Raw genomic sequence first — 26956 nt, 5'->3', positions numbered from 1 at the left:
GTTTTCGAGACCGTTCTGGGATGGCCCTCATCATCGCCGTGCTTCTGGTGCAGAGTCTTCGCGCTCATGAAGGTCACCAGCATACGCCGCAGGTCAACGCGGGCTCCAAGTCTCAAAGCATTGATAATCAGGTCGCTGAATCGTACCACAGACTGTGGACGAAGCTGATCGAACACTGGCCGACGCCTCAGCAGGAACAACTCATCTCTCAAGCGTGGCTGGAACAACAAGCCTTAAATGGCGATGCGAACGCGGCTGCACCAGGCGAGTTAAAGGCTTCGCGGAAACAACTGTTGGTAAAGCTGTTCGACCGTGTCCCATCGATCGAAGTTACGTGGGATGGGACAACGATGCTGCTGCACAAGAATACTTCGCCGCTGAGTTTTTGTCGCACGCTGACGACTCCACTGTTCGTTGCAGTTCACAATCGCAGTGGAGAATCTGTCCGGTTGCGTCCGCGTGTTGATCCCCGCTTCGTCGCCTCCGATCATGCCGCTGCGGAGAGCTCGATTTCGGAATGGACGGACATTGCAGGCAACTCTGAGTGCGTGTTCCTGGTCCCGATGCTGTATCCCGCAGATGCCCAAGCGGCCGGAATCGAGATCAGCTTTGATCATGGCGTCGATTCGTCGAAACTTGTCGTACCGGTTCAGCTGACTGATTGCGGAATTCTTCGTGGAACGGTTGTTGACGACGACCAACGCGTTCCCGCCAGAGTCACCGTGATCAGTGGTGATGGGATGTGTCGCTTTGGCGGCCAATATGCTGAGAAGTCAACACTTACTAAGAAGCCGATCATCTATCCACCGATTGGAGGATGGCAAAGGATGACCTATTTCTACTCCGACGGAACATTCGAGCTGAAGGTGCCGCCGGGCGAAATCGAAGTCATTGTTGAACGCGGTTTTCATCATCAGCGCGGGCGAGTGTCGCCCAGCATCGCCTCAGGTCAGATCGTTGATCTCGCAGTTTCCTGCGAACCGCTGGTCGACATGAAACAATTGGGCTGGATTTCTGGCGACACGCACGTGCATTGGGTCACGAATCAGTGGAACGTGGATGAACCCCTGGAACTGTTGGCATTGGTGCAGCGGGCGGAGGGACTCATGGTCGCCAACAATTTGACGTTGCTGCAACGATACGCGAACGAGGCGTTCATCAAACCGTCTCAAGCGCCGATGGGCCCTGTAGCAGAATTCAGCGATACGTCGTTCCACATTCAAATGGGCGAAGAGTATCGCAACGAAGACCTCTACGGTCATCTCAATTTCTTAAACATTGATTGGCTTGTTCAGCCGATTGGTACAGGCTCAATCATTGCAGGTCCCGATGCGATAGACTATCCGCTGAATCGGACGGCTATTCAAGCGTGCCGGCAGCAAGGTGGGATCAGTATCGAGGCGCACGGAACGGGCGGCAACAAGGATGTTCCTGTCAACGTTATCCACAATCTGACAGACTCTTTGGATCAAATGGAACCGGAGATGTACTACCGTCTGCTCGACTGCGGTTTTCGTTTGCCGTTGACCAACGGGAGTGATCATCCCGCGAGGCCGCTGGGCGCAGCTCGTTGCTACGCGAAAGTTGATGGACAGTTTTACTATCCAAAGTGGATTGAAGCCGTCAGGCAAGGTCGAACGTTTACAACTTCGGGACCGCTGATTTTCTTGACCGTGGATGACCATCAGATCGGTGATGTGGTCACTGCGGGGCATCAACAATCACTCACGATTCGAGCGCATGTTATCTCGCGCGAGCCGATTGGTCAGTTTCAAATCATCTCCAACGGAGACGTGATCGCGGAAACTTACACAGAACAAACCACTGCTGAACTAGAACTCGCCGTCGCTCCGACGGAAAGCTGCTGGATCGTCGCACGCTGCAGCCACCGCGACGATGGCAACGCGGATTGGGGCTTCGGCAACTTCAACGCGATCACCGGGCCTGGGATCGCACATACCAGCCCGATCTATGTGGAAGTTGACGGCCGCGTGCGATTCGATCCCGCTGCCGCTGCCTTTTGGCAGGATCAGATACGCGATCACTTGAGAGACGTCCAGGCGAAGGGACGCTTTGCGACTGAATCGCAATTGGCAGAAGCGGTGCGTTACTTAGAGCATGGGATGGAGATGTTTGCCCAACTGGAGTCCCACATCCATTCCGCGCGTCAGCGCAATCCGTCCTGGCAGACCACACGTGATCGAATGATTCACGTCTTGCGACGTTTTGGCGGTGATGCGGAATCCGCGGCAGCGATTGACGAACTGAAAGGTGCGACCAACTTTCGCGAAGTCCAGGCAGCCTGTGAGCCGCTGGTGTTGTTCGACGTTTCCGTGAACCCTGAGTCACGGGTGAAGATTAGCTCGCGCCGCGACAGAATTCGACTGCACCAGCAGCGACCTGAGCGTTTCTTGATCAAAGTGGAAAACACGGCAGGGATCACCGCACCGCTGAATCTTTCTGCGATCGATGTGGCATTGAATCCGCCCACGGCGGCGGACTGGCTGAGTGTTGAAGTGGTCGACAGCCCGTTTACTTCGCGGTTTTTTACCGGCGACGATTCGGAGTACAAAGTGATGCAATTGACTTCGCATTTAAGCGGTTTGCGAGAATCGCGAATCATTGGCGACGCCGGGCAGGGAACACAGGACTTGGGTTTCCGCGCAACGTCGGATGTACTGCTGGAGATTCGTCCCAAGTGGTCAAGCAGCAATGGGCGGTAGGATAGTGAGCAATAGAACTCTAACGCGAATGTTTCTTTGGCTCGGAGTGCTGGCCGGATCGCTGTGTTCGCACTCGGCACTGACGCTTGGTGACGAGATCGATGAGAAAGCCCTGCAAGTGCCAGCTCAGCCGCTGCTGGCGCAAGTGCATCGCTTGTCCGAAGCACTGGAAGTCGTTGGGCGTCCCTTATCAGAAGCAGAGCTAGACAGGCTCGCCCAGATTAAGTCTCTGGCGACCGATGAAGAAGTGTCCGCTGCCATTGAGCGTCTGTTGGATCCGTACTGTTTGGCCGCTGTAAATGTCGCTGAATCAGGACCGCCGCAAGTCTCTTTGGGCTCCGCCAGAACTGAACTACTTGAACAAGGTTGGCGGACTTTCTTAATCAAAGTGATTAACCGACCTGGGAGAACCGGGCGACTTTTCGTGGAAAGTCCTAATGCTCGCCCGCTGCCTCATGCGCCGTCGGATGAAGTGGATTCGCGGTGGATGCAGATCTCGACGTTCGAAGGTCAGCCGATGCGAGCCAATCTGAGCGGACTGGCTTTAGAGTATCGAATTGTGCAGGTCTACAGTCGCGACGCCGGAGCGAAAACGGCGACGCTCGAGTTCAACGTGAGTGGCGATCCGAAAGGGGACCGTGATTTGATCCGTGAGTGGCGTTTCGACAGCGACACCGACGGTTGGCAGCCAGCCAATCAAATCAACATCGATGCCAGTGATGGATCACTTCAAGTAACATCCACCGGCGAAGACCCCTTCATGATGGCGGACGTTCAATCTCGCGGCGGTCCAATGATGTTGCGTTTTTGGGCCAAAGCTGGCACCGGGGGAATCGGTCAGTTGTTTTGGTGGACCAGCGACATTCCATCGCCAACGGCGGACCGGCAAACCAACTTCCTGCTCGAGCCCAACAAAGAGCACTTGTACGAGATTCCGTTTCAAGTGGATGGGGAGCTTGCGGGCGTGCGGCTTGACCCCTTGGTCCAGCCCGGCGAGATGCGCATTGACTGGATCGATCTGTATTCCGCCCAGCGGTCAGAGAACTGGGCCAAGTTGCCAGTGGACTTCAATTGTCAAAGTTCGACTGAAGTCACCTTCAACGTCATAGATGATGAAGGTTTGCCCGCGTTTACCAAGTTTGAAATACGTGATCGCGAAGGGCGGATTTATCCCGCCCAGTCCAAACGTCTCGCTCCCGATTTCTTTTTCCAACGCCATATTTATCGAGGGCATGGCGAAACGGTTTCGTTGCCTCCTGGTCAGTACACCATTCAATGTTCTCGAGGTCCGGAAACGATTCCTGAAACGAAGACGCTGACCGTGGGGCAATAACAGTCTCAATTGTTGTATCGCGTCCGGCGCTGGGTCGATCCGGCCAAAATGGGCTGGTGGTCGGGCGATCATCACATTCACGCGGCTGGCTGTCTGCACTATGAAAATCCCACGCAAGGCGTCCAACCTGCTGACATGATCAGGCACATCATGGGCGAAGACTTGAAGGTAGGTTGCTGCCTCACGTGGGGACCGTGCTTTGACTACCAGAAGAGATTCTTCACTGGCGAGGTCGCTGAACAATCTCAGTATCCCTACACGTTGCGATACGATGTCGAAGTTTCGGGATTTGGCTCGCACATGTCGGGGCACCTGAACCTGCTCAATCTGCAACAACAGATTTACCCGGGCGGAGAATCCAAAGATCACTGGCCGACGTTAGGGCTCAACACATTGCGGTGGGCAAAACGACAAGGTGCCGTCTGCGGGCCCGCCCATTCATCGATCGGCCTCAGCCGCTTTGTGGGGCGTGTTCCCGATACCGACGGTAAAGACGGTCCAAACAATTTGCCAAATTTCAACATCCCGGCATTTGATGGGATCGGTGCGAATGAGTTTATCGTCGATGTGACCCATCAAGTCCCCGGCATCGATGGGGCTTTGGTCCCTGCGGTCGATTTTATCTCGACGATGAACACCGAACGAGTTGCCGAGTGGAACATGTGGTATCACGTGTTGAACTGTGGGTTCCGCGTCGCTGCGAGTGGTGAAACCGATTTTCCCTGCATGAGCGGTGAGCGAGTTGGCATTGGCCGCGTGTATGCACAAGTCGACGGGAAATTGACATTCGAAAAATGGGTTCAATCCATCGCCGATGGACGAAGTTATGTTAGCGACGGCCTCTGTCACCTAACCGGTCTCAATGCCACAGATATCCAAACCGGTCAAGTTGCCAAACTAGGTGTCGATGGCAGCGAGTTGAGACTGAAGCCGCCAGGCGAAGTCTCATTCGCTGTGGACGTCGCCGCGCTGCTCGAAGATCAAGAGATGGAAGTGGAGCTGATCGTCAACGGCTACCCTGCGGTGAGCAAGAAAACCAAGGCAGATGGCACACTCACAGAAATCACGTTTAAGCATCGACTGGAAAAAAGTAGTTGGGTTGCCGTGCGTGTGTTTCCCCATGCCCACACGAATCCTATCTACGTTGTTGTCGACGATCAGCCGATTAGGGGTGCTACTGAAAGCATCCGTTGGTGTTTGGCCGGAGTCGAGCAGTGCTGGAAAGCCAAACAAGCGACTTACGACGCAGATGAACAAAAAGACGCGACGGCCGCGTACGAACACGCCCGCACCTACTATCAACGGTTACTCGCGAAAGAACACGAGGCGCAATGAACATTAGCCTGGCTTTGCCGCTGCAACCGTCATAAACATGTTGACGATTGAGCACGCAAACTCAGGCGTCAGGTATCTCTTGGGCCTTGATTTGCGAGAAAATAGATTCAGCGGCTGATCCACTATGCTGCAAAAAGTCAAAGCAAGGGACTCAGCGTTCGAATCTCTCAGCTCACCAGAATGCATGCCATATTTCGTGGTGCTTACGACAAGCCGAAATCGCTGCTCCGTCAACTTGTCCAGTACACCGTCAATCTCTGGAACGGTTGGGCCATAATAGGTTTGGAACATTAGCCTTGGTACGCGCGGATCAACTCAGTAGTGCTGAAACGATGAGGTGACGAATGCTAGTAGCTTACCCAAAGCTGTCGCTTCACTTACGATGTTCGTTTCCAACCGTTGTTGGCTCTCGCCATAGTGCCGCTCGATCAGCGTTTGCAACAAGGATGCTTTGTCGGCAGAATGGTGGTAAAGAGTGGGCTGAGTTACTCCAGCCGCTTGCAAAATGTCCCGAATGCCTGTGGCGACATACCCGCGTTGCGAAAACAAGGTCAACGCTTCATCGAGCAATTGCTCGCGCGTTCGAGCCGCTGATTCACTTCGGGCGCTCACGGCGTTTGGCTCACGTCCTTGCGAGTCTGCTTGTGATCATGCCCCGGATTGTTGAAGACCGTGTGGATCAAGTCTTCAGTCTTGTCGGCTGTCAGCAGCTTCAGGATCAGCACGTCGAGTTGGTCGTGACCTATGGGGATCCCGCGTTCTATTCAAAGGTCGGGTTCCGGTCGATTTCTCCGCAGACGATTCGTCCCCCGTTTGAACTCTCACAGCCGGAAGGCTGGCTGGGTCAGTCACTCAATTCGACACCCGTGGAAGAATTTCGCGGTCACTGCCAATGTGTCGCGGCATTGAGCGATGCTGCGTATTGGTAGTATTCTGTCTCGTTCAGACAGGCTCTTCATGAACGGATTGTTCTGTCTTGTTCAACTCCAATGCCGTTCAAAATGTAGTGGGAGTCGCCAGACTTCTCCTGGAAAAATACAGGGATCTCTGGCGAGATCCACTACATTATCTCGGTTCGGTGAACGGTATTGTGTTTAACCCGTGGCCGAGAGGCCAAGTTGTCCGACACGCAGCTGACCAGCCGCTTGATCACTGAGCCGCCGCCAACCGACTGCTGAAGTTGCTCGAATAATCAAGTGGAGTTTGCCTGCTGCCATCGCTCGTTCTGGCTGCGCTGTGTCCTGCGTCTGTGTAGCGTGGGCTATGGTTGCTTCGTTTGCGGGGCAGCTCACCGCGGCCGACACCGGAACCATTCAGTTCCGGGTCAACAACGACCGGCACGAGTCACTCCCTTGCCGAATCCATCTGGTTGATGCTGCCGGGAAACCTCAGAAAACGCTCGGGATGCCTTTCTGGAATGATCTTTTGGGCACAGAGCAGCAACGAAAAAAAGCCAGCGTTCCGCATAACACGGTAAACACTGGCTTCATTTAACTACACTCGAGTGGGCTCGAACCACTAACCTTCGGTTCCGTAGACCGATGCTCTATCCAATTGAGCTACGAGTGCATTTTGGCGTGGGACAGGGACTGCCTTTCAGCCGCTGGCGGGAAGTCTACAGGAATTGTTTTGACTGACAACCCTAAACATTTATTCCAGCCTTCGTTTGTCAAGTCGGTACCAGAGTCGGGATGACTTTGCTGGAATATCCGCCAAAGTTGGTTCTACCTGAGTCCCGATTCATCTTTGCCCTCTGTTCCTCGCAGGCTGATCACGATGGAAATGACCCATTCTCGCCGCTGGCAAACCCCTGTCGTTCTCCTGCTGGCTCTGCTTTCCACACCGGTAACAATGGCACAGCGTCCCGGAGAACGCCCGGAAATTGCCATCTGGGACGGACCAGTTCCGGGACCGATTGTGCCAGCCGAACCCGAAGAATCTCAGGTGACGGGACAGGACGGCAAGACTCGTCGTTTCAACGTTTCCAGGCCCCGGGTCTTTGTCTACGAGCCAGCCCGGGAGGTGCCACGAACTGGTTCATGCGTGATTATTGTTCCCGGCGGAGGATTCGGCCGTTTGTCGGACGAGCACGAAGGCAAAGATCTCGGTCACTGGTTCGCAGATCAGGGGCTTGTCGCCTTTCAGCTGGCCTACCGAACACCCACAAACAAGCAACCAGAACCGAACGCAGGCCCCGTAATGGACACGCAAATGGCGGTGATGAAAATTCGCGAGAAGGCGGCCGATTATGGAATCCAGCCAAATCGGATTGCAGTCCTTGGATTTTCCGCAGGTGGCCAGACTGCTCTGGTCGCCGCCACCACCGAAGTTCAATTCGACGGGGGTGAGAAGAGACTGAATCATCGCCCAGATCTGTTGCTGCTGATCTACCCGTATCAGGTTTCGAACCCGGAAGGAACGCATCTTCGCGGCAACATCGAAATCAACGAAAAGACGCCTCCCACCTTCATTGCTCAGGCGGCCGACGATCCGGCATCAAAAGTCAATGGAACCCTTCTACTGTACTCCCAACTCATCAGCAAAAAAGTACCCGCAGAACTTCACATTTATGAACGAGGTGGGCATGGCTATGGGATGCGACCTGTGAAAGGAAGTCCCGTTGCAGAAGACTGGCCAGGGCGAGCCGCAAACTGGCTCAAACTGCGGGAATTTTTGAGTCCCGGCTCGGATTCATCCGAGAAATAGAATTTCCTTTCACTCTTACTGCAGTGGGGCGAAACTGAGCGGCCACGACAAGTCAGAAAATCTGGCTGATCGCAGCGACACCTTCGCACCTGCAAAGCCTGCTGAAAATCCCGTGTGTTCGTGCTTCAGAAAGCGACAATCAATTCTGGCGTGATCACATTTAACCGGAAGACAGTCAGGTTGATGCCCCGCCGAATACCGAGACTGATTGAATGCCGAGTGAAGGGTCCCCAACCGGGTGTCCAAATCCACTGCTTTCCGACTGTTGGTGACGCCCACAGTTTGCGTTGGCGGACCGCGACCAGGGACGCAGAAACCTGAATGGCATTTTCGATGATCGACTGCGGTGTGTCCGACGGCGGCAATCGAAGTTTGAATTCGGCCTCCCGTTCGCAGTTGTCATAAGCCTGAATATCGCACCCATGCGACGGTGGTGTGTTTGCCTGACTTGATACGGCCCAGTACTCTATCCGGGGTGTTTCAGGCCGCAGGTGGAGCAATTGTGAGTGGAGTTTAGGGCTGGCGTTGCCTGCTGCTGCGATCGGTGGAACAGGAAAGTCAGACAATCAAGCCGCACGTACAAGGGAGAAATCAATGAAGGCATACCAGATCCAGAGTGATGGAGGCATCGATGCCATCGGGCTGATTGACGTTGCCGAACCGAATCCCGGACCTGGCCAGGTTGTTGTCAGAATGAAAGCTGCCAGCCTGAATTTTCGCGATCTGATTATCACACGTGGTGGATACCCACGGAATGATCGTTGTCCGGTGATTCCATTGTCAGATGGGGCAGGCGAAGTCCTGGCTGTTGGTGAAGGCGTCACTGGTCTCCAGCCGGGAGACCGCGTTGTCAATTGCTTCTTCGAAGACTGGGAATCCGGCGACGTTGACGAAGCTCAAATGCAGACGGCTCGCGGCGGTGGAATCGATGGCGTTTTAGCCGAACAGGTGGTTTTTTCCGAACGAGCCTTGTTGCCAATTCCATCGCACCTCAGCTTCGAGCAGGCAGCGACTCTACCATGCGCCGCTGTCACGGCCTGGCAAGCGCTGGTGTCTCTGGGTGGACTTCAGGCCGGCCAGACCGTGTTGACACTCGGCACCGGTGGTGTCTCACTCTTTGCGCTGCAATTTGCAAAGATGCACGGAGCCAGAGTGATTATTACTTCCAGCAGTGATGACAAACTCATGAAGGCGCGACAACTCGGTGCGGATGAGACAATTAATTACCGCACTACGCCGGAGTGGGAAAACGAAGTACTGCGATTGACCGACGGTCGAGGTGTGGACAACGTTATTGAACTGGGTGGCCCGGGCACATTGCCGAAGTCTCTGGCGTGTGCGCGGGTCAGTGGTCGGGTTTCCATGATTGGCGTACTCACCGGTGCGGCAGGCGATGTCAATCCAATGCTCGCGCTGTTCAATCGGGTTACGATGCAGGGAATCTATGTCGGAAGTCGATCGATGTTCCAGGATATGAATCAAGCCATTTCGGCCAACAAGCTTGAACCAATCGTCGATCGTGTTTTCGATTTTTCGGAAGCCAGGCAAGCGTATCGGTATCTCAAGTCCGGAAGTCATTTCGGGAAGGTCGTGGTCCGAATTGGCGAATCCTCCGACGGCCAGGCAATTGCCTGACACTGGGAGCAATTTGAATCGAAGGAATGCAACATGGTGGACGTTCACAATTCTGAACAGCGATCGTTCAACATGTCCCGCATTCGATCAAAAGATACGAAGCCGGAGATCATTGTCCGTTCAGTCGTCCATCGCCTTGGGTATCGATTTCGGCTGCACCGCAGAGATCTGCCGGGAAAGCCGGATTTGGTCCTGCCAAGGCACGGCAGGATTATCTTCGTACACGGCTGTTTCTGGCACATGCACCGGTGTCGGTATGGCAGAGTCGTGCCCGCTACGAATACTGAATTCTGGCAAACGAAACGCAGCGAAAATGTGAAGCGTGATCAGCGAAATCGAAAGCAATTGCGGCACGCAGGCTGGAAGGTGCTGACCGTTTGGGAATGCTGGACCAAAGATGTTCCGGGACTGCTCATTCCCCGACTGGTCGACTTTCTGTCGGAGAATGACTCCCCACCCAGTCCCGAGTGTTCGGGCGAACCTGTCAGCACTTAACGCACAAGGTCATCAATTCGGAACTGCTTTCAGAATGGATTTTGAAGTCAATGGTTGTTGGCGTCACGCTTCGGTTCTTTCGATGCCCTGCTAGACTTCGGATTCATCGAAAGCGATGTTCCGCCGGATTTGTCTGGAGCCTGGGGTTGTGCGGATCGCCAGTCATTCAGACACAACAGGAACCATGGCGGCGTTTACTTCGAAACGCGGAAACGTGTAAGAATCGACCGTATCCGCAATTGAAGACAGCCGCAGTGTCTGCGTCTTCGCTGTCATCAATGAATTGATGGCACAGAAATCCAGTCCCGATTGAATCAAACATACAGTTCATCAAGCACACAGTTCATCAAACACGAAAAAGCATCGAGCATAAAGAAGCCTGAAACCATGACGAAACCCATCATTCAATACGTTCCGGAAGCTGCGCTGAAATTACTGTCTGCGGATCGGCTCAGGTCCGTTCAGCCAGCGATAGATAAAGCCCGTGAAGAAACGTTGAACGATGTTGAATTGTGGCAAAGTGGTGCGGAGGTCCCTGCGGAGAAGCAGCCGCTGGATGCAGGATTCATTCAATGGCCGGAAGAACTTCTTCAGGACCTGAAAGACAATGGCGACACGAGTCTGGTCGTTCGGCTCGAAAAATGCGCAGCGCGCATTCGAAACGAAGTTGATTCAGTTGTCGTCCTTGGGATCGGAGGTTCCTACATGGGCATGCGAGCCATGATGGAGGCGTTGCGAAATCCCTATCACAATGAGCTTGGCCGAGAGGAACGCAACGGCATTCCGCGAATTTACTTCGATGGGTGGAATGTCGATTCTGATAACCAGTCAGCTCTTCTTGAATTGCTTGAACACCGGGCTGCCGCAAATCCGGCAGATTCGCCGCTGGGTCGCACTGCTGTGGTTGTGATCAGTAAATCTGGTGGAACGCTCGAAACCGCAGCCGCTTTTCGAACATTTCGTGCATTGATCGAACGTCGATTCGGTACCAAAGCAGCCGAGCTGATTGTTCCGGTCACGGGTGACGCCGGCAGACTTCGAAATCTATCCAACGCTGCGGGCTACCAGGATGTATTTTCAATCCCGGAAGGTATCGGCGGACGCTTTTCTGTGCTGACTGCCGTCGGTCTGTTGCCTGCTGCCATTTCGGGGATGGATATTCGGCAACTGTTGCAGGGTGCTGCAGATATGACGGAACATTTCCGATCCGCTCCATTCGGCAACAACGCAGTCATGGACTACACAGCAGTCGGGCACGTATTCGAAAATGATTGCGGCATGATTATTCGGCTCCTGTCGACATGGGGCAGCAAGCTGGAAGCTGTGGGGTTGTGGTACGATCAGTTGTTGAGCGAAAGTCTCGGCAAGCACGAACGAGGGGCGACTCCCATCACGGTGGTCAACACGCGTGATCTGCATAGTCGAGGTCAGCAGCATCAGGAAGGTCGTCGCGATAAGCTCATCACGAATCTACTGCCCGGAACTCCATCGAAACCACCATTGACACTACCATCGCACAGTCTTGATCAGGACCAGCTCAATCAGTTGGCAGGAGTCGAATTCCCCCGCATTCTGCAGGCTGCGATTGACGGCACCAATCAGGCCTATGCTGACGACAAACGACCCACCGCGGATATCATGCTTCCGGAAATCAACGAACACACGATCGGCCAGGTGTTCCAAATGCTGATGCTGGCAACGGTTCTTGAGGGACGGCTTGTGGGAACCAATCCTTATGGGCAGCCAGGGGTCGAAGCATACAAGAAAAACATGCAGGCCAACCTCGGTATCCGATAAACGGCCCGTTGCGACGAACTTACCAGAAAGATGGCCAGCGTAAAGATTGATTCTGGCCGTGTCTGGATTCGATTAGTGCTGAGTACTGGCGGCATTCTGATCCTCAATTCCGAAACGACATTGCCTGCAGACACCAGTTGGCTCGTGAGGTCGCAGGAATGAAATCGACGATTGGACGGGATCTGATGGTTTGCGGCCTTGCGCGTTGAAACTGTATTCAGCGATCTCCCGTTGGTTTAACCGCCGAGGTCAGATTCAAGTCGTTCGAGTCGGTCTCGTAATTCTTCGACCGTGGATTCCAGCGCGGAAAACTGTGCCGTGAGTTCGGTTAACCTCAGCATGGCCTGATTCAGGGCAACAGAATCCCCATGACCGCTGGCAGTTCTTTCGTTCGCAGGCGTGCTTGCGGGCGCAGCAACAGGCGTTGAAACACGAGTGGGAGTCGCTGGTGAGGCAGACACGGTCGGTTCGTCCGCCATCTGCTCCATTTTCTGACCTTCTCGATCCATGTAGAACGTGTGATCGACTTCCACCCCACGTCGTTCGAGCGCGCCATTGGCCTGAATAAATCCTTTTTCCTGAAGGTCCTGCAGATCCGCCTTCAGCTGTTCCTGACTTTCAATTTTGACCATCCGACTGGCACGTGTGCGCAATTCACCAGGTTGCTGACGACCTCTGAGCAGCAATTCCGCGATGACAGCAAACTGTGTTTCGGAGAAGTCAAATTTGTGCCGCATGTAGTGGCGATAGCGTGCTGCTCTGCCACCATCGGTAAAGACTTCGGCGATCAGCCCCAGTTGCCTTAACGCCTCAAGAGCATCCGCCACCTGCGATTCGCTGTAATCGGTGACTGGATCGCGGTTATTCTTCTGGTTGCAGCCGGTGGTCGTTGCTTTCAGTGTTAATGGGTACTGGTCCGGTGTCGTGAATGCCTTCTCCATCAGGACGCCAATGACGCGCCTTTGAGTGCGATTCAGCTGGCGAATTTCGTTCTTAACATCATCCGACATTACTTGCCCTTTGATCTACGCTGAACTTGTTCAAATCGAGTCCTGGAGTCTATGTCTGAACGTATCCCGCCGTCCAAGTGCTGGCAATTCCGCAGACAATCACCGGCAGCCATGCCGCCAGATCCGGTGCGATGGCTCCCGTGCTGCCCAATGCAAAACATCCCTGCGTCACGCCATAGAAGAATCCCTGAACACCAGCGCAGACGGCCATGTTCATGATCAGACTGCGAGATTCTTTTTTCATCACCAGCGGCAGAGCAATTGTAATACTGATCAGGCAAAGCAGTGGTCGAGTGATTCGGGAATGCAGAGCCAGGCTTTGCCCGCGAACCGGAACCAGACCAGTTGATGGATTCCGGATCCGCTGCACCAGCTGCGACGACGAAAGCAGTTTCAGATTGCGACCGCGGTTATAAAGCTGGTCAAAACTGACCGCCGAAACAATGAACAGGTCGCGGCCGTTGGGATGGGGGATCACTCGACGCCGACCTTCTTCTGTCAGGATGTCAGAATCAAAAACGCCTGTCAGATTCTTCAGCATCCAGCCAGCGGGACGTTTATCGGCTGCATCCATGTAAACTGCATACTCTGCCGTCAGCGCATTGACAGATGTCGACAACTCGGGCGCGGGCAATGTGAACGTTGCGGCAAGCAGTTTCTGTTCTTCTACCTTCACAAATTCACCATCAATATGCATCAGGTGGTTTGAGAAATCGTAAACAGGTTCCACCTTCTGCAATTTGGCCGTTGAACTTCCCCGGGCAGTTTGAAGCTGCACTGCAATCGAAGGGATGATGAATTCCTGATTGACGATGAGCAGAACATTCAGAATTGCCGCAGCGATCAAAAGCGGCTTCAACAGGCGAAAGGCAGGGATGCCCGCAGCCAGAATCGGATAAGTTTCAGAATTCTTCTGCAACAGACCAAGCACCGTAATCACTGAAATCACGATCAGAACCGGTCCGGCAATCTCAAAAAATTCTGCGCACCGATAGGTATAGTATTCCAGAATGCTGCCGCCCACCTGAACCAGGCCGGCAGCATCGTTCTGAAAGTCGTCCACGTTCATAAACAAGTCAATCACCACAAACAAACCGTAGGCAGCGATAAAGAACACACCAAATGTGTGCAGGAGTCGCCCCAGAAGATAACGGTCGAAGGTTGTGAACATTGAACCAGTAAACGAAGTGAAGAATATGCGTCCGATTGTTAAAAGAGGACGCCGCGCGCAGAGATCTCCGATCATTCAGCAGACGGATTACACCCAATCTGTTCGAAACAGGTCAATACGAAAGTTGAATGGCAAGCGCGGTTGACCGATGAAGCATTGAGGGAATGGAAGTTCCCGATTGCTTGGCGCCGGGTGGGTCTGAATCAGATGGCAGCTGAAGTCGAAAGAGTTCTGACAGAATTTGCACGGCGAACCAGAGTTCATGAGCGGGCGAATTCGGATCTGAAGTGTGACAGCAGATTGGCAAGTCGTTCACAATGTGTTTGAATGACCACTTGTTACCGAAATGCCCATTTGGAACGGCTCGCTGGAGAATCGCCTGAAATTTCAGGGGCTATTCCTGAACGATGGGACCAATCGCCAATTGTTGACAACCAGAAGCCGCAGGCTGACCAATGCGATTCTCTGCCCGATGCAGTCAAGTGATTCCCGGACCTCATGTCGTTCGATGCGGGCGCGTCGCAATCCTGATCCTTGTCTTCGGGATGGTGGCCTGCCTGGTTGCCTGGTGGTCGATCACATCCGCCCGCTCCCCGGATGCGATGCTGGCGAAGGCAGGCGATGCGTTCGCAAAGGAAGACTTTCTTACGGCGCGAGATCTTGCTCGACAGTTACTGAGACGCCATCCCAAAAATGTGGAGGCCCTGCTGGTCGATGCACGATCATCTCTGGCTTTGGGCCGTTGTACCGATGCGGAACAATCTTTTGAGAAGGTGCTGTCGTGCGATGGCGCCGTCGATGCAGCCTGCACCGAAGCGCATCTGTCGCTGATCCGACTGATGAAGATGCAGGGACGCTATTACGACCTGCAGTCACATGCCGAGGCGTTGCTGCGTTCCGGCGATTCAGGCAATGAATTCCTGATTCCTCTTGCGGCACCTGATGGAATCACACTGACAGAAGCGGAATTCTCGCAGGCGCAATTCTGTCGAGCGGCGGCACCCGATGACATGTCGTCTTTACTGGGCCCGGCCCGCTACCTGCAATGGAATTCGGAATTGAAGCAGGCCCGGGAGATTCTGGAACAGATCATTCAGGATGCACCGCACAACATCGAAGCCCAGGCGCAGCTGGGCACCAACCTGCTTCAGCAAGATGACCGGTCTGCATTCCTGCTGTGGCTGAATCAACTGCCTGAGACCGCTGAGACACACCCGGAAATCTGGTTTCTGAAGGGTTCCTGGGCCGTCCGACAAAAGCAACTGAATTCTGCAATTCGTTGTTTCGGAGAGGCGCTGTTGCGAGACCCCAACCATCGGCGAGCCAATTTCTCTATGGCTCAGGCACTGGTGATGTCGGGCGAGCCGCAATCGGCAACGACTTTTACGAATCGATTTGAGCAGCTTGAGGAAGTGGCCCGCCTGGCAACGCGGGGCAATGACTTGTCGAACAGCACAATATCGGCGGAGACGATGTACAGAATTGCGTCTCTGATGCTAGAACTAGGGCGGTTGTGGGAAGCGGCAGCATGGTGTCAACAGGCATTGAATAGAGATCCGCAGAAGGGGGTGTCGCAGCCGTCGCTGCTGGATCAGGCTCAGCGTCCCGCGCCGTCCACACCGCTCACGCTCCCGAAGTCACAACCGCTCAGTCACTTCGACCTTGCCTCTTATCCATTGGTTGCCTTCCGGGACGTTTCAGGGAATTCAGTTGAAGTCACCGCTGCCACAGGGAACACCACAGGGAGCATGCCTCCAGAAAACATGGCCGCTGAACCGGAATCACAGGTGTCGTTTCGGGATATTTCACAGTCGCACGGGCTTTTGTTTCGATTTCAAAATGGCAACGACGTGGAGTCCGGGCTTGCGCGCATGTTTGAATTCAGCGGTGGCGGCGTTGGCGTCACCGATTTTGACGGTGACCTGTGGCCCGATCTGTATTTGACTCAGGGCACGACATGGCCACCGCCCAGCGCGAAATATCGCGACGGCCTGTTCCGAAACCTCCGTGGCCGGCAGTTTCTGGATTGTACGTCAGGATCGAGCCTGGGTGACGATGCTTACAGTCAGGGCCCATCGATCGGGGATTTTGATAACGACGGTTTCGCAGACCTTGCATTAGCGAACATCGGAGCGAATCGGCTGTACCACAACAATGGTGATGGCACATTCACTGACATCACAATAGACGCCGGCATCGTTGGGGACGTCTGGACTTCAGGTTGTGTTCTGGCAGACCTGAACGGTGACACTTTTCCTGATCTTTACCACGTCAATTATCTTGGCGGTGATGACGTCTACACACGGCGATGTGATCGGCAGGGCCGTCCCATTCAATGTCCGCTGCAGTATTTTCCATCAGAGCAGGATCAGTTGCTGATGAACCAGGGGGACGGTCAGTTTCTGGACGTCACGGGCGAATCAGGGATTACACACCCGGAAGGAAAAGGACTGGGGGTTGTCGCGGCAGACTTCGACGGCTCTGGCCAATTGAGTCTGTTTGTCGCTAACGATGACAAACCCAATTTCTTCTTTGTCCCCGATGGAATGACTTCCGGGGTCACGCGCACGTTTTCGGAACAAGGTGTCTCATCAGGACTGGCCTTCGGAAGTCTTGGTGACGCTCAGTCGTGTATGGGAGTGGCTGTTGCTGATATTAATCACGATGGTCGTCTGGATGTATTTGTCACGAATTTCACTAATGAACCGAACAACTTCTATCTCCAGCAGTCGGGCCTGTTTTTTATTGATTGTGCAGCTCAGGCGGGGCTCGAGTTGCCAGGCCTTCGATATATGGGCTGGGGGACACAGTTCCTCGATGCGAACCTGGATGGTTTGCCGGATCTCATTGTTGCCAACGGTCATCTCGATCAGAACACGGCCGGAAACATGCCTTACCAGATGCCAACTCAGTTCTTTCAGAATCTGGATGGCAACCGTTTTGTTGAGCGGTCAGCCCGTAGTCTCGGTCCCTACTTTGAGAAGATGCATGCAGGACGAGCGATTGCCCGAGTCGACTGGAATCGGGACGGAGCCACTGATGTGTGTGTGACTCACGTCGATGACCCCGTGGCGCTGCTTGAAAATCATACATCCAGCTGTGGTCATTACCTGACGATTCATTTGCGTGGGCTCCACTGCAGTCGTGATGCCATCGGAAGCCGCGTCCGAATCTCTGCGGGTGAAAAAGTCTGGTACAACCATTTGACGGCGGGCGATGGCTTTCAGGCCAGCAATCAGAAACAACTGACCTTCGGATTCGGCGACCTGCAACACATCGATCAACTGGAGATTCACTGGCCGTCGGGTATTGTACAGACACTCGCAGCCCCGGCTCTGGATCAGGAATTGCTGGTCGTCGAAGGCCGACCGCTGCGAATTCTTCCGGACTAAGCTGCATCGAACGCCATCAGACCGCATTGGCAAGTAAAACGTGGAACTGTTCCCGGAGACCTTCAACCCGCAGTGAGAAAGAACGCCCGCTGACATGTCGGGAGAAATAGAAAAACTCAAATCGACGCGTTGGTTTGGTTGGCGACCTTTCACTCTGCTCATTGCTACCATCGCGGTTGCGTTTGTCGCCGTGTTACTGTGGAACGGGGTGGTGTCCAGGGTTCCAGTGGAGACTCTGAATCAGCAGGCTCGAGAAGCTCTGGCAGCGGGAGACTACCCGGCCGCGGCCTTGCTTTGCGATCAGGCTCTGCGACAGGATCCCTCCCACGTACAAACCCTTTTAATCGCCGGGGACGCAGCCATGCGTACAGAGCGATTCGAAGACGCTCTGAATTTTTTCGGCGGTGTTCCGGAATCCAATTCCGATAGTTCCATCACCGCACAGTTTGCCTCTGCGGAAGTACTCAGGGCTCTGGGACGCATTGAAGACGCCGAGGTCACCCTGCGGAAGGTGATCCAACGGCGTCCCGATCATCTGATGGCTCACGAACGACTGGCGTTCCTCCTTGACCTGCAGGGGCGTCGCTGGGAATCCACGCCGCATCTTCTCGAACAACTTCGACAGGATCGTATTTCGTTTTCGACTTTGATTCGCCTGGGAACCAGAGACTCACTGATTCCTTTTCCGGAGGAACTGGAAAGAATTCGTCAGACGAACAATGCACGTACCGCAGTGACGCTGGCCGAAGCTGTCAGCCTGCTCGCCGAACAGCAGACAGAGAAGGCGGAGGTGCTGTTGCGAGACGTGATTCAACAGAAACCGGATTGGATTGAGCCGCAGGCGCGTCTTGGCCGGCTTCTGGCCGATCAACGGATTTCAGAGATTCCGGCATGGCGTGCTCAGCTTCCCTTAGCGGCGGCGGATCATCCTGATATCCAGACGACACTGGGTTTGTGGTGCATCCACGCTGGTCAAAACGAGGCGGCATTCGGCTGCTTCGCAAGAGCCGCGACGATTGATCCGGATCAGCGTACAGCGCTGTATCAACTTGGACAGCTGTCTTCGACAGAGGAATTCCGGAAGTCACCCGATCTGGCAGCCGCCGGATTGCGTTGTGCCGAAAGAGCCCGACTCCTGCAGAAGCTGGCAGCAACGATGAGCCAGTTATCACTGAATCGATCGGAAACGACCACGATGATGACAGCCGCCGATTTGCTGCAACAATTGGGTCGCTACTGGGAAGCCTATGGCTGGTGTGGTCTGGTATTGTTAAACGATCCCACGCAGGAAGAGGCTCGACAACAAATGCAGGCGCTGGCCCGACAGCTTTCCGTAACGCTGCCGCAGACGGCATCAGACGCTATACCGATGATCGATCTGAACCTGGCGCAGTTTCCTGCACCGGACTGGACAGTGGTATCTCCATCGAAACAGATGCTCCAGACAGCTGCGTCTGGCACAGGAATTTATTTTGCGGATCGTGCCGAGGAGGCAGGGCTTCATTTCACGTATTTCCATGGTCGTGATCGACTGGAACCTGGAACGAAGATGTTTGAATTCGCTGGCGGCGGCGTTGGAATTCCCGACTTCGACCTGGATGGTTTCGCGGATATCTATCTCACTCAGGGTTGTCGATGGCCTCCCGAAACAGAGTCAACCGAACATCGCGACCGACTCTTTCGGTTAGATGGGTCTGGTCGATTCATGGACGTCACAACGCTGGCGGGACTGGGAGATGGCTGGTTCAGTCAGGGCGTCGCCGTCGGTGACATGAACAGCGATGGCTGGCCCGATCTGTATATCGCAAATATTGGACGGAACCGCCTGTACTACAACAACGGCGACGGGACATACCGGGATGTCACGGCAGAAGTCGGAATCAGTGGGACGCAGTGGACAACCAGTTGCCTGATTGCAGACCTGAACGATGACAGCTGTCCGGATCTTTACGATGTCAATTATCTGGCAGGCGAAGATCTGTTCGAACGCCTTTGTCGGGTGGAAGGTGTCCTGCGAGCGTGTGTCCCTGGCGTATTTCCGGCAGAGAGGGATCGAATTTACCTCAGTCTTCAGGATGAAAGCCTGGAAGAATTGTCCGGGCAAGCGGCAGAAGCGCTGGAGCCAGCCCGGCCGGGACTTGGTATTGTCGCGGCAGACACAGATGGCTCGGGCAGATTAAGTCTGTTCGTGGCAAATGATGTCACTGCCAATGCATTTCTGGTCAACAGGACACCAGACGATGGTGATGAACTGCGGTTGCTGGATATCGGGCTGAATGCCGGGCTGGCATTCGACCGTGATGGACGCGCTCAGGCTTGCATGGGTGTTGCCGCGGATGATGTGGATGGAAATGGTATGATTGATATTTTCGTGACGAATTACTTCGAAGAAGCAAATTCGATCTACCTGCAGATGGCCCCCGGCAGCTTTGTGGAATCTTCACGCCCCACGGGGCTTTATCAGCCAGGTCTGCATCAGCTGGGTTTTGGGACTCAGTTTCTGGATGCTGATCTGGACGGGGCCGTTGACCTGATGGTCGCGAACGGACATCTCGACGACTTCAGCTACATGGATATCCCTTATCGAATGCCGCCGCAGCTGTTTCGCAATCCGGGTCTGGGCCAGTTTCAGGAGATCTCGCAGCATGCAGGCGAATATTTTACTCGAAAACTGCTCGGTCGCAGTGTCGCCTGCGTGGACTGGAATAACGATGGACACCCCGACCTGGTCATCACTCACATCGAAACCCCAGTCGCATTACTCACCAACGAAACCAAAGAAGGTGGTCACTGGTTGAAAGTGCGGCTGTGGGGTACAGATTCGTCGCGTGACGCGGTTGGCTGTTTCGTCACGATGCGAAGTGGAGAAAACACATGGACACGGCAACTGACTGCCGGTTCCGGCTACCAGGCCAGCAACGAAAGAGTGCTGATCTTTGGGCTAGGTAATCAGTCGTCGGTCGATGAGCTCAGTGTACGATGGCCGTCCGGGCTGGTGCAAACTTTCACGGAAGTCGTGGCAGACCGGCATTTATCGATCGTGGAGGGGCATTCGCGATTGTTCGAAGAACCTGCCAACCGTTGACGCCCGGCCTCATTCGGCGATGCTGGATCAAGTGCGAACTGAACGCCTACACTTGAGGGATCGCGAACGACAGCGCTCCGCGCGGGCTCCGTCGCACTGTCTCGAAACCGGCTGCAGGGAGCTTTCTGTTTGACGGCATTTTCTTTACAGACTGAAAGAACCAGACAATAAGGATCGTCGAGTGCGGGATAGTCACAGATCCGGAGCAAATCGTGGTTGCATGCCTGTGATTTTCCTGAGATGCTCATCAGTCATCCAGCATGATTAGAACGTGGTTCGTATGAAGATTTGGTAACTACGAAACCGACCGCGATACCCGAATCCATCTCACAAGGGGACTACCTACTACATAACTGTTCTCGGTCGATCCGCAGAACTCGGGTTCAACAGTCGTTCTCGATGTAGAGTGTCAAGGGCCAGTACCAAGCATGCAATTCCGTTGTCCAAACTGTCGCAATCCAATTGTCATCGAGGAACACGACGAGTCGGTGGGTGCATCTCAGGCAACACTTGACGCAATTACCTGCCCATCCTGCAACAGTAAGTTCAGTCTTTCGGCCGAAGAAACGACGACTTACATCCCTGAAAAAGGAATGTCTATCGGGCATTTTGATGTACGACAGGTCCTGGGGGAAGGTGCATTCGGGACGGTCTACAAATGCCTGGATACGGAACTAAATCGATTTGTCGCGGTCAAGGTCCCCCGCGAAGGTCGAGTCTCTCAGGATTCTGCGGCATTGTTCATGCGTGAAGCGAGAGCGGCGGCAGCAATCAATCACCCGAATGTGATCAGCGTTTATGAAGTTGGGCAATATGGAGACGGATTCTATATCGCTTCAGAGTTCATTGATGGCATCGCACTTTCCGAAGTCCTGAAGTTACGAACGTTCCCGCCCCGTGAGGCCGGGCAACTGATGATCAAATTGCTGCGAGCCGTTCAGGTATTTCACGACAAGGGAATTGTGCATCGCGACCTGAAGTCGGGCAACATCCTGATAGATACATCCTACGAACCTCATATTGCTGACTTTGGTCTTGCCCGCCGCGAAAACCCGCAGGAAATCACCGTTACGCAAACGGGGAAAATTATTGGTACACCCGCCTACATGTCTCCGGAGCAGGCTCGAGGCGACGTGAAGGGAACCACCGCGACCAGCGATCAATATTCTCTGGGGGTGATCTTCTACGAACTGCTGACCAATGATCGTCCGTTTCGTGCGACGAATTCCCGGACGCTTCTGCACAGCATCCTGACGGATGAAGTTCGCAGTCCACGGTCCGTCAATGCATCCGTACCGAAAGACCTGGATACAATTTGTTGTAAGGCTCTGGAAAAGGACCCTGCTTGCCGATACGACTCGGTGGGCGAAATGGCCGACGATATACAGCGGTATCTGGACGGCCACACCATCACAGCTCGGCCGGCCGGCATCGGCCTGAAGGCCCGTCGCTGGTGCGAACGAAATCCGTGGGTGGCGGCGTTGTCGGTGGTGATTGGGATTCTGGCAGTTGCAACTGCGGCATTGCTTTCGCGGGAACCTGAGGTTCTGCCTCCTGTCATTCGCATCGAGGCTCCTCCCGTGAAAACTCACAACGTTCGCATGGCCTTCACGATGAGCGGGGGGCAGATTCCGGGAAGACCCGTGGCGAAGTGGACTGTCGTTCCACTGGAACCAAAAGCTGCCCAGCCCATTGAATCCGAAATCGTCAGGTTCGAGTCGGATGGTGATTTGACGATGCCTCTGAAACCTGGTCGCTATCTTTTTGTCGTCTCCATATCTGACTTTGGTTTCCATGAAGTGTTTCGCAGAGTTCCGGAGGATCCCACGGAGCTATCACAGGTCTACAGCGTTGAAAAATGGTCGATGAACGCTGAGGGGGAAGTGGTGCTGCCACCAGTGAATATCTGGCAGCGAGAACTCATTACATCCGGAATGGTGAAGGTATCCGGCGGGGAGTTTAGTATGGGCGCTGATATTGAAGTGGTTTCTCCCGTTCATCGGCGGCGGGTTGACGACTTTTACATCGATCCTGCAGAAGTGACTCTGAGGGATTTTCGGGCGACGCGTATTTCCTCAACTGAATTCACAGAAGATCAGGCCCGGATGCCAATGACGGGAATTTCCTGGCTCACAGCAGCATCCTATGCAGAAGCCATCGGCAAGCGACTACCACTTGAGGCGGAGTTTGAATTCGTCGCCACAAACGGGGGCACCACGGAATATCCGTGGGGCGACAATCCGGACTTGATCCCGCCAACCGGAGTGATTTCGGTAGAGACAAATACCATAGATATCTGCCGCAACTGGCCCATCAGGGGACTTTGTTCAAACGCGTCAGAATGGACCTGGGATACGCCAGCACCGTACCCAGGGACCCAAACAAAGGCTCCCGCAATCCATCGATTGATGCACGAAAGCAGGGTGATTCGGGGAGCGGCTCCGGAAGATGCTCCCCGCGAAATGGCCATTCGCGTCTCGCGGTTTCGGCGACGACTGGATGCCGAAATGTCCGATCCCAAAGTGGGATTTCGATGCTGTGTCAGCGACAAGCCGCTGTTCGAATAGCCGGATGAGTACCGTCAACAGGATTATCGGAACACGCCTGAACTCCCCGGGTGTTCTTCAAATGTTGTCACCAGGAACGGCACGTTTGCAACGGAAGAGCCATCAATTGGCTTGACGACGTGGCAGAATTGATGACGATCACTGAAGACGGCAGCTTTAATGGTGGCCCCCCCCGGAATATCTGATCTGCGTATCTGCTGACCGAATCGAAGCGTGTGCCCGGAAACCAAGCGTGTTGTATACAGAATAAAATACACGGGGCCACCCGTATCAGCGCTGGCTCGGACGTATCCGTCGTAAATACCAAAGTCTGTGTATGGGACGGCCACGTGAGACGGGTCAACCGCGGCTGCGTTCACCGCTGTGGGAGCCGTTGCCGGCATGACAGGATTGGTCTGGTACTTTTGACCGGTGTCATGCACGCGAAATTTCCGCTTTACTCCCGTGGTCGAACTCTCTTCAAAATAAACTGTGGAGAATTCTTTCATGGCCTTGTTCCAGTCTTCCTCAACGATTGGATCGCTCGACGACAGCACCGCTTCGAACCAGTCTCGACCGGTCCCGGCTTCTTTCACTTTGCGATGCGAACCATTCGAGATATCCAACCGACGTTTAAACGCATTCCATTCCTGTCGGTAACGGTTCTTTTCGGCAGGGGTGCCTGGTGGCGGGCTATGCTTCACCTGGACCTTCACATTTCCCGGTTTGCCCGGTTTGCCGTCCAGCGGTTCCTCATTCTCCTGCTGGACCTGATTCTCCTGCTGGACCTGCAGGCTGCAGAGCTCGATCTCCGAAAGGCATTCGTCCCCGTCACATCCCAGCGGAACGGGTGTCGAGGCAACGCCCCAGCCAGTGATGATTTCATCAGGACAGTCGCCAATTTCGAAGTAGTACAGTCCATTCATCTCATACAGCATTACGAGAGCGCAATCAGGACTGATGGTGACGGTCAGTGTTGGGGGCCCTGGCATCGACATAACTTTCCAGTGAGGTGAATCCGGATTGAGATCGTCAAATGTCGTTCGTCAAGGCTGCAGTAGGGTAGATTAACGCTAATCCCGTGATTTACCAACTCCCCAAACGCCGCAGCCCGGCAAGTAATAACCAGATTTGGACACTCAGGCAGGATATCCTGCCTGAATGATTCGATTGTTTTCGGTGGCGAATTCAAATCCCGTTCGATAGAGAGGCAGAGTTTCGCCGCAGAATTCCCACGCATTCCGTTCGGGCTGGATCCGAAACTGGATGGCCCCCCGACATGAATGTCAGCACTCGTCGATGCAGGCAGGGCGCCGGCAAATTTCAACACGGTCAGCTTCATCCGTTTTCGTGCATGATCAAAGAAATCCGAACGCCGGTTGACCCACCGTGTCGTGTTCTGTTCAATTCGCGCGGAAATTGGTGCTTCCCGAATCAAACGGCGAATGCAGCCAGGTCAGGTTTTCGCCGGGACGCGTGAATTTGCGTCGTAATACCGTTGCAGGCGAATCGTCGAGCGATTGATCAGGAACAGGTTAACTTCATGTCTGAGCGACAAATTCTGGTGACTGCCGCGTTGCCCTACGCGAACGGGCACATTCATATTGGCCACCTTGTGGAATATATCCAAACCGACATTTGGGTACGATTTCAGAAGCTGCGAGGCAACAACTGTCGTTTCTTCTGCGCAGATGATACCCACGGAACGGCTATCATGATCCGGGCGCGCCGTGAAGGTCGCAGCGAAGAAGAGGTCATTGCCGATATGCGAGAATCGCACCTGAAAGACTTTGGTGGATTCTCAATCGAATTCGACAACTACGGAAGTACCAATAGTCCGGAGAATCGCGAATGCTGCGACCGAATCTGGAGCGAAATCCGAAAGGCTGGCCTGGTCGTTGAGAAAGATGTTGAGCAGCTGTTTGACCCGGATGCAGGTACGTTTCTGGCAGACCGCTTTGTTCGAGGCACATGCCCAAAGTGCAGGACGACCGATCAGCCGGGGACAACTGCAGCAAGTGTGGCGCGGCTTATACTCCCGCCGATCTGATTGATCCCAGAAGCGTTTTATCCGGCGCGACACCGGAAGTTCGCACAGCTAAGCACCTGTTTATTGAGCTTGAACAGCTGCATGGTTTTCTGAATGAATGGAGCCAGTCGGGTGAACATCTTCAACCGGAAATTGCTAATTATCTGAAGGGCCACTTTCTGGGTGATCCGCTGCGCGACTGGGACATTTCCAGACCGGCTCCCTATTTTGGTTTCGAAATCCCCGACAGCCCCGGCAACTACTGGTACGTCTGGTTCGATGCACCGATTGGCTATATTGCTTCGACCCTGGAATGGTGCAAACGCCGGGGAGAACGCCTGGACGACTGGTGGGGGCAGGATTCAAAAGCAGAGATTCACCATTTCATCGGCAAGGACATTACCTACTTCCACACTCTGTTCTGGCCGGGCATGCTGAAAACGGCCGGGCACAATCTTCCCTGCAAGGTTCACATCCACGGATTTTTGACGGTGGCCGGGGAGAAGATGAGCAAGTCGCGGGGTACGTTCGTCATGGCTTCGACGTATCTGAATCATCTGGATCCGGCGGCACTGCGTTACTACTACGCGACCAAGCTTGGTTCCGGACTGGATGATATCGATCTGAACCTGGATGAATTTGTGACCAAGGTCAACGTGGATCTGGTGGGCAAGGTTGTCAACCTGGCCAGCCGTTGTGCAAAGTTTCTTTCAGGCCAGAACCTGTCTGACGTCTACCCGGACGACGACGAACTGTTCACCCACGCCGCCGAGCGGGGGGATGCGATTGCAGCGTTCTATGAAGACTGCAATTACAACGCAGCCATGAGAGAAATCATGGCGTTGGCTGATCGAGCCAACAAATACGTCGACGACAAACAGCCATGGGTCATTCGTAAAGATGCCGAACGATCGGCTGAACTGCGTGATGTCTGCACGGTGACACTAAACCTGTTTCGGCAGATCGTCACGTATCTGGCACCTGTGCTGCCAAATCTGGCGCAGCAAACGGCTGAGCTGCTGAATGCACCGATCAAACACTGGAGCGATTCACAAACGCCGCTGACTGGTTCTCCGGTCAGTGCGTTTCAACACTTGATGAAAAGGATTGAGGAAACTCAGGTTAAAGCCATGATCGAAGAAAGTAAGGAAGAAAACGCTTCCGAAGCAGAAGCTACCGGCCCGACATTTCACGCAGCCGACCAATGGAAGGATGCCGGAGATGCTCTGGCGAACGAACCACTGGCTGATGAATGCACCATTGATGACTTCGTCAAAGTGGACCTGCGGGTGGCTCGCGTCATTGAAGCGAATCACGTGGAAGGTGCCAACAAGTTACTTCAGTTGACTCTTTCTCTCGGAGGCGGCGAAACTCGCAATGTATTTGCCGGTATCAAAGCGGCGTACAAACCGGAAGATCTTGTTGGCCGCCTGGTGATCTGCGTCGCTAATCTGAAACCGCGGCAGATGAAGTTTGGATTGAGCCAGGGGATGGTTTGTGCCAGCGGAAGTGGCGGCACAGAAGTCTTTCTTCTTTCGCCGGATTCGGGATCCGTCCCGGGACAGCGCGTTCATTGATGACGCCAGCGATCACAACGGTGCATTCCTGACCACAGATGCGACCGTTAGTTTAGTGGCCCCCGTTGAAAAACGGGACTGGCTCGAACAGGAGACCTTAAAACACGACGGTTTCCGGTCGT

General features: G+C 54.2%; 17 protein-coding genes and 1 tRNA gene. 13 read left to right on the top strand and 5 right to left on the bottom strand.

From position 1 onward, the window contains the following. Positions 1-20: 20 nt before the first annotated feature. From R3C20_05650 to R3C20_05635, 4 genes are all read left to right on the top strand, one after another. Complete coding sequence (locus R3C20_05650) at positions 21-2723, top strand: CehA/McbA family metallohydrolase (GenBank protein ID MEZ6039969.1); 2703 nt, start codon at positions 21-23, stop codon at positions 2721-2723. A gap of 28 nt (positions 2724-2751) precedes the next feature. After that, the gene (locus tag R3C20_05645) at positions 2752-4056 is read left to right on the top strand and encodes a hypothetical protein (protein MEZ6039968.1); all 1305 of its coding nucleotides are present in this window, start codon (positions 2752-2754) and stop codon (positions 4054-4056) included. Between the two features lie 9 nt (positions 4057-4065). After that, the gene (locus tag R3C20_05640; protein ID MEZ6039967.1) at positions 4066-5391 is read left to right on the top strand and encodes a CehA/McbA family metallohydrolase; all 1326 of its coding nucleotides are present in this window, start codon (positions 4066-4068) and stop codon (positions 5389-5391) included. A 344-nt stretch (positions 5392-5735) separates the two neighbouring features. Further along, positions 5736-6320 carry a hypothetical protein gene (locus tag R3C20_05635; protein MEZ6039966.1) on the top strand — a complete coding sequence of 195 codons (585 nt, stop codon included), beginning with the start codon at positions 5736-5738 and terminating at the stop codon, positions 6318-6320. Between the two features lie 220 nt (positions 6321-6540). Here the strand turns inward: R3C20_05635 and R3C20_05630 are convergent, their stop codons facing one another. Continuing rightward, positions 6541-6732, bottom strand: coding sequence for a hypothetical protein (locus R3C20_05630; protein ID MEZ6039965.1), 192 nt, complete (start codon positions 6730-6732; stop codon positions 6541-6543). Positions 6733-6886: 154 nt separating this feature from the next. Further along, positions 6887-6960: transfer RNA gene (locus R3C20_05625), tRNA-Arg, on the bottom strand. 207 nt (positions 6961-7167) lie between these two features. Here R3C20_05625 and R3C20_05620 point away from each other — a divergent pair. The 4 genes from R3C20_05620 (at position 7168) to R3C20_05605 (ending at position 12024) form a co-directional block, all read left to right on the top strand. After that, positions 7168-8097 carry an alpha/beta hydrolase gene (locus tag R3C20_05620; protein ID MEZ6039964.1) on the top strand — a complete coding sequence of 310 codons (930 nt, stop codon included), beginning with the start codon at positions 7168-7170 and terminating at the stop codon, positions 8095-8097. Positions 8098-8691: 594 nt separating this feature from the next. After that, positions 8692-9732 (top strand): NAD(P)-dependent alcohol dehydrogenase, encoded by a 1041-nt coding sequence (locus R3C20_05615; protein MEZ6039963.1) that lies wholly within the window; start codon positions 8692-8694, stop codon positions 9730-9732. 33 nt (positions 9733-9765) lie between these two features. Beyond that, positions 9766-10227 carry a DNA mismatch endonuclease Vsr gene (gene vsr, locus R3C20_05610; GenBank protein MEZ6039962.1) on the top strand — a complete coding sequence of 154 codons (462 nt, stop codon included), beginning with the start codon at positions 9766-9768 and terminating at the stop codon, positions 10225-10227. Between the two features lie 387 nt (positions 10228-10614). Continuing rightward, positions 10615-12024, top strand: a complete 1410-nt coding sequence (locus R3C20_05605) for a glucose-6-phosphate isomerase (GenBank protein MEZ6039961.1) — start codon at positions 10615-10617, stop codon at positions 12022-12024. 236 nt (positions 12025-12260) lie between these two features. On the opposite strand, the gene R3C20_05600 is transcribed toward R3C20_05605, so the two are convergent. Together R3C20_05600 and R3C20_05595 are read right to left on the bottom strand one after the other, a co-directional pair. Beyond that, positions 12261-13034 carry a DUF480 domain-containing protein gene (locus R3C20_05600; GenBank protein MEZ6039960.1) on the bottom strand — a complete coding sequence of 258 codons (774 nt, stop codon included), beginning with the start codon at positions 13032-13034 and terminating at the stop codon, positions 12261-12263. A gap of 49 nt (positions 13035-13083) precedes the next feature. Beyond that, positions 13084-14205 (bottom strand): LptF/LptG family permease, encoded by a 1122-nt coding sequence (locus tag R3C20_05595; protein ID MEZ6039959.1) that lies wholly within the window; start codon positions 14203-14205, stop codon positions 13084-13086. 455 nt (positions 14206-14660) lie between these two features. Between R3C20_05595 and R3C20_05590 the strand changes: the two genes are divergently transcribed. From R3C20_05590 to R3C20_05580, 3 genes are all read left to right on the top strand, one after another. Continuing rightward, positions 14661-17597, top strand: a complete 2937-nt coding sequence (locus R3C20_05590; GenBank protein ID MEZ6039958.1) for an FG-GAP-like repeat-containing protein — start codon at positions 14661-14663, stop codon at positions 17595-17597. A 94-nt stretch (positions 17598-17691) separates the two neighbouring features. Further along, complete coding sequence (locus R3C20_05585) at positions 17692-20682, top strand: FG-GAP-like repeat-containing protein (GenBank protein ID MEZ6039957.1); 2991 nt, start codon at positions 17692-17694, stop codon at positions 20680-20682. A gap of 428 nt (positions 20683-21110) precedes the next feature. Beyond that, positions 21111-23249 (top strand): bifunctional serine/threonine-protein kinase/formylglycine-generating enzyme family protein, encoded by a 2139-nt coding sequence (locus R3C20_05580; protein MEZ6039956.1) that lies wholly within the window; start codon positions 21111-21113, stop codon positions 23247-23249. A 23-nt stretch (positions 23250-23272) separates the two neighbouring features. On the opposite strand, the gene R3C20_05575 is transcribed toward R3C20_05580, so the two are convergent. Further along, positions 23273-24220, bottom strand: coding sequence for a hypothetical protein (locus R3C20_05575; protein ID MEZ6039955.1), 948 nt, complete (start codon positions 24218-24220; stop codon positions 23273-23275). Between the two features lie 551 nt (positions 24221-24771). Between R3C20_05575 and R3C20_05570 the strand changes: the two genes are divergently transcribed. Together R3C20_05570 and metG are read left to right on the top strand one after the other, a co-directional pair. Continuing rightward, entirely contained in the window at positions 24772-25278 is a 507-nt protein-coding gene (locus R3C20_05570) for a class I tRNA ligase family protein (protein MEZ6039954.1), read from the top strand. After that, positions 25200-26834: a methionine--tRNA ligase gene (gene metG, locus R3C20_05565; GenBank protein MEZ6039953.1), complete on the top strand. Its 1635-nt coding sequence runs from the start codon at positions 25200-25202 to the stop codon at positions 26832-26834. The genes R3C20_05570 and metG overlap by 79 nt, the downstream gene beginning before the upstream one ends. Positions 26835-26956: the final 122 nt, after the last annotated feature.

This window comes from Planctomycetaceae bacterium (assembly GCA_041398825.1).
Taxonomy (GTDB): domain Bacteria; phylum Planctomycetota; class Planctomycetia; order Planctomycetales; family Planctomycetaceae; genus F1-80-MAGs062.
Note: the sequence above shows the minus strand (reverse complement) of the source record. Positions and strands in the feature narration are given on the sequence as shown.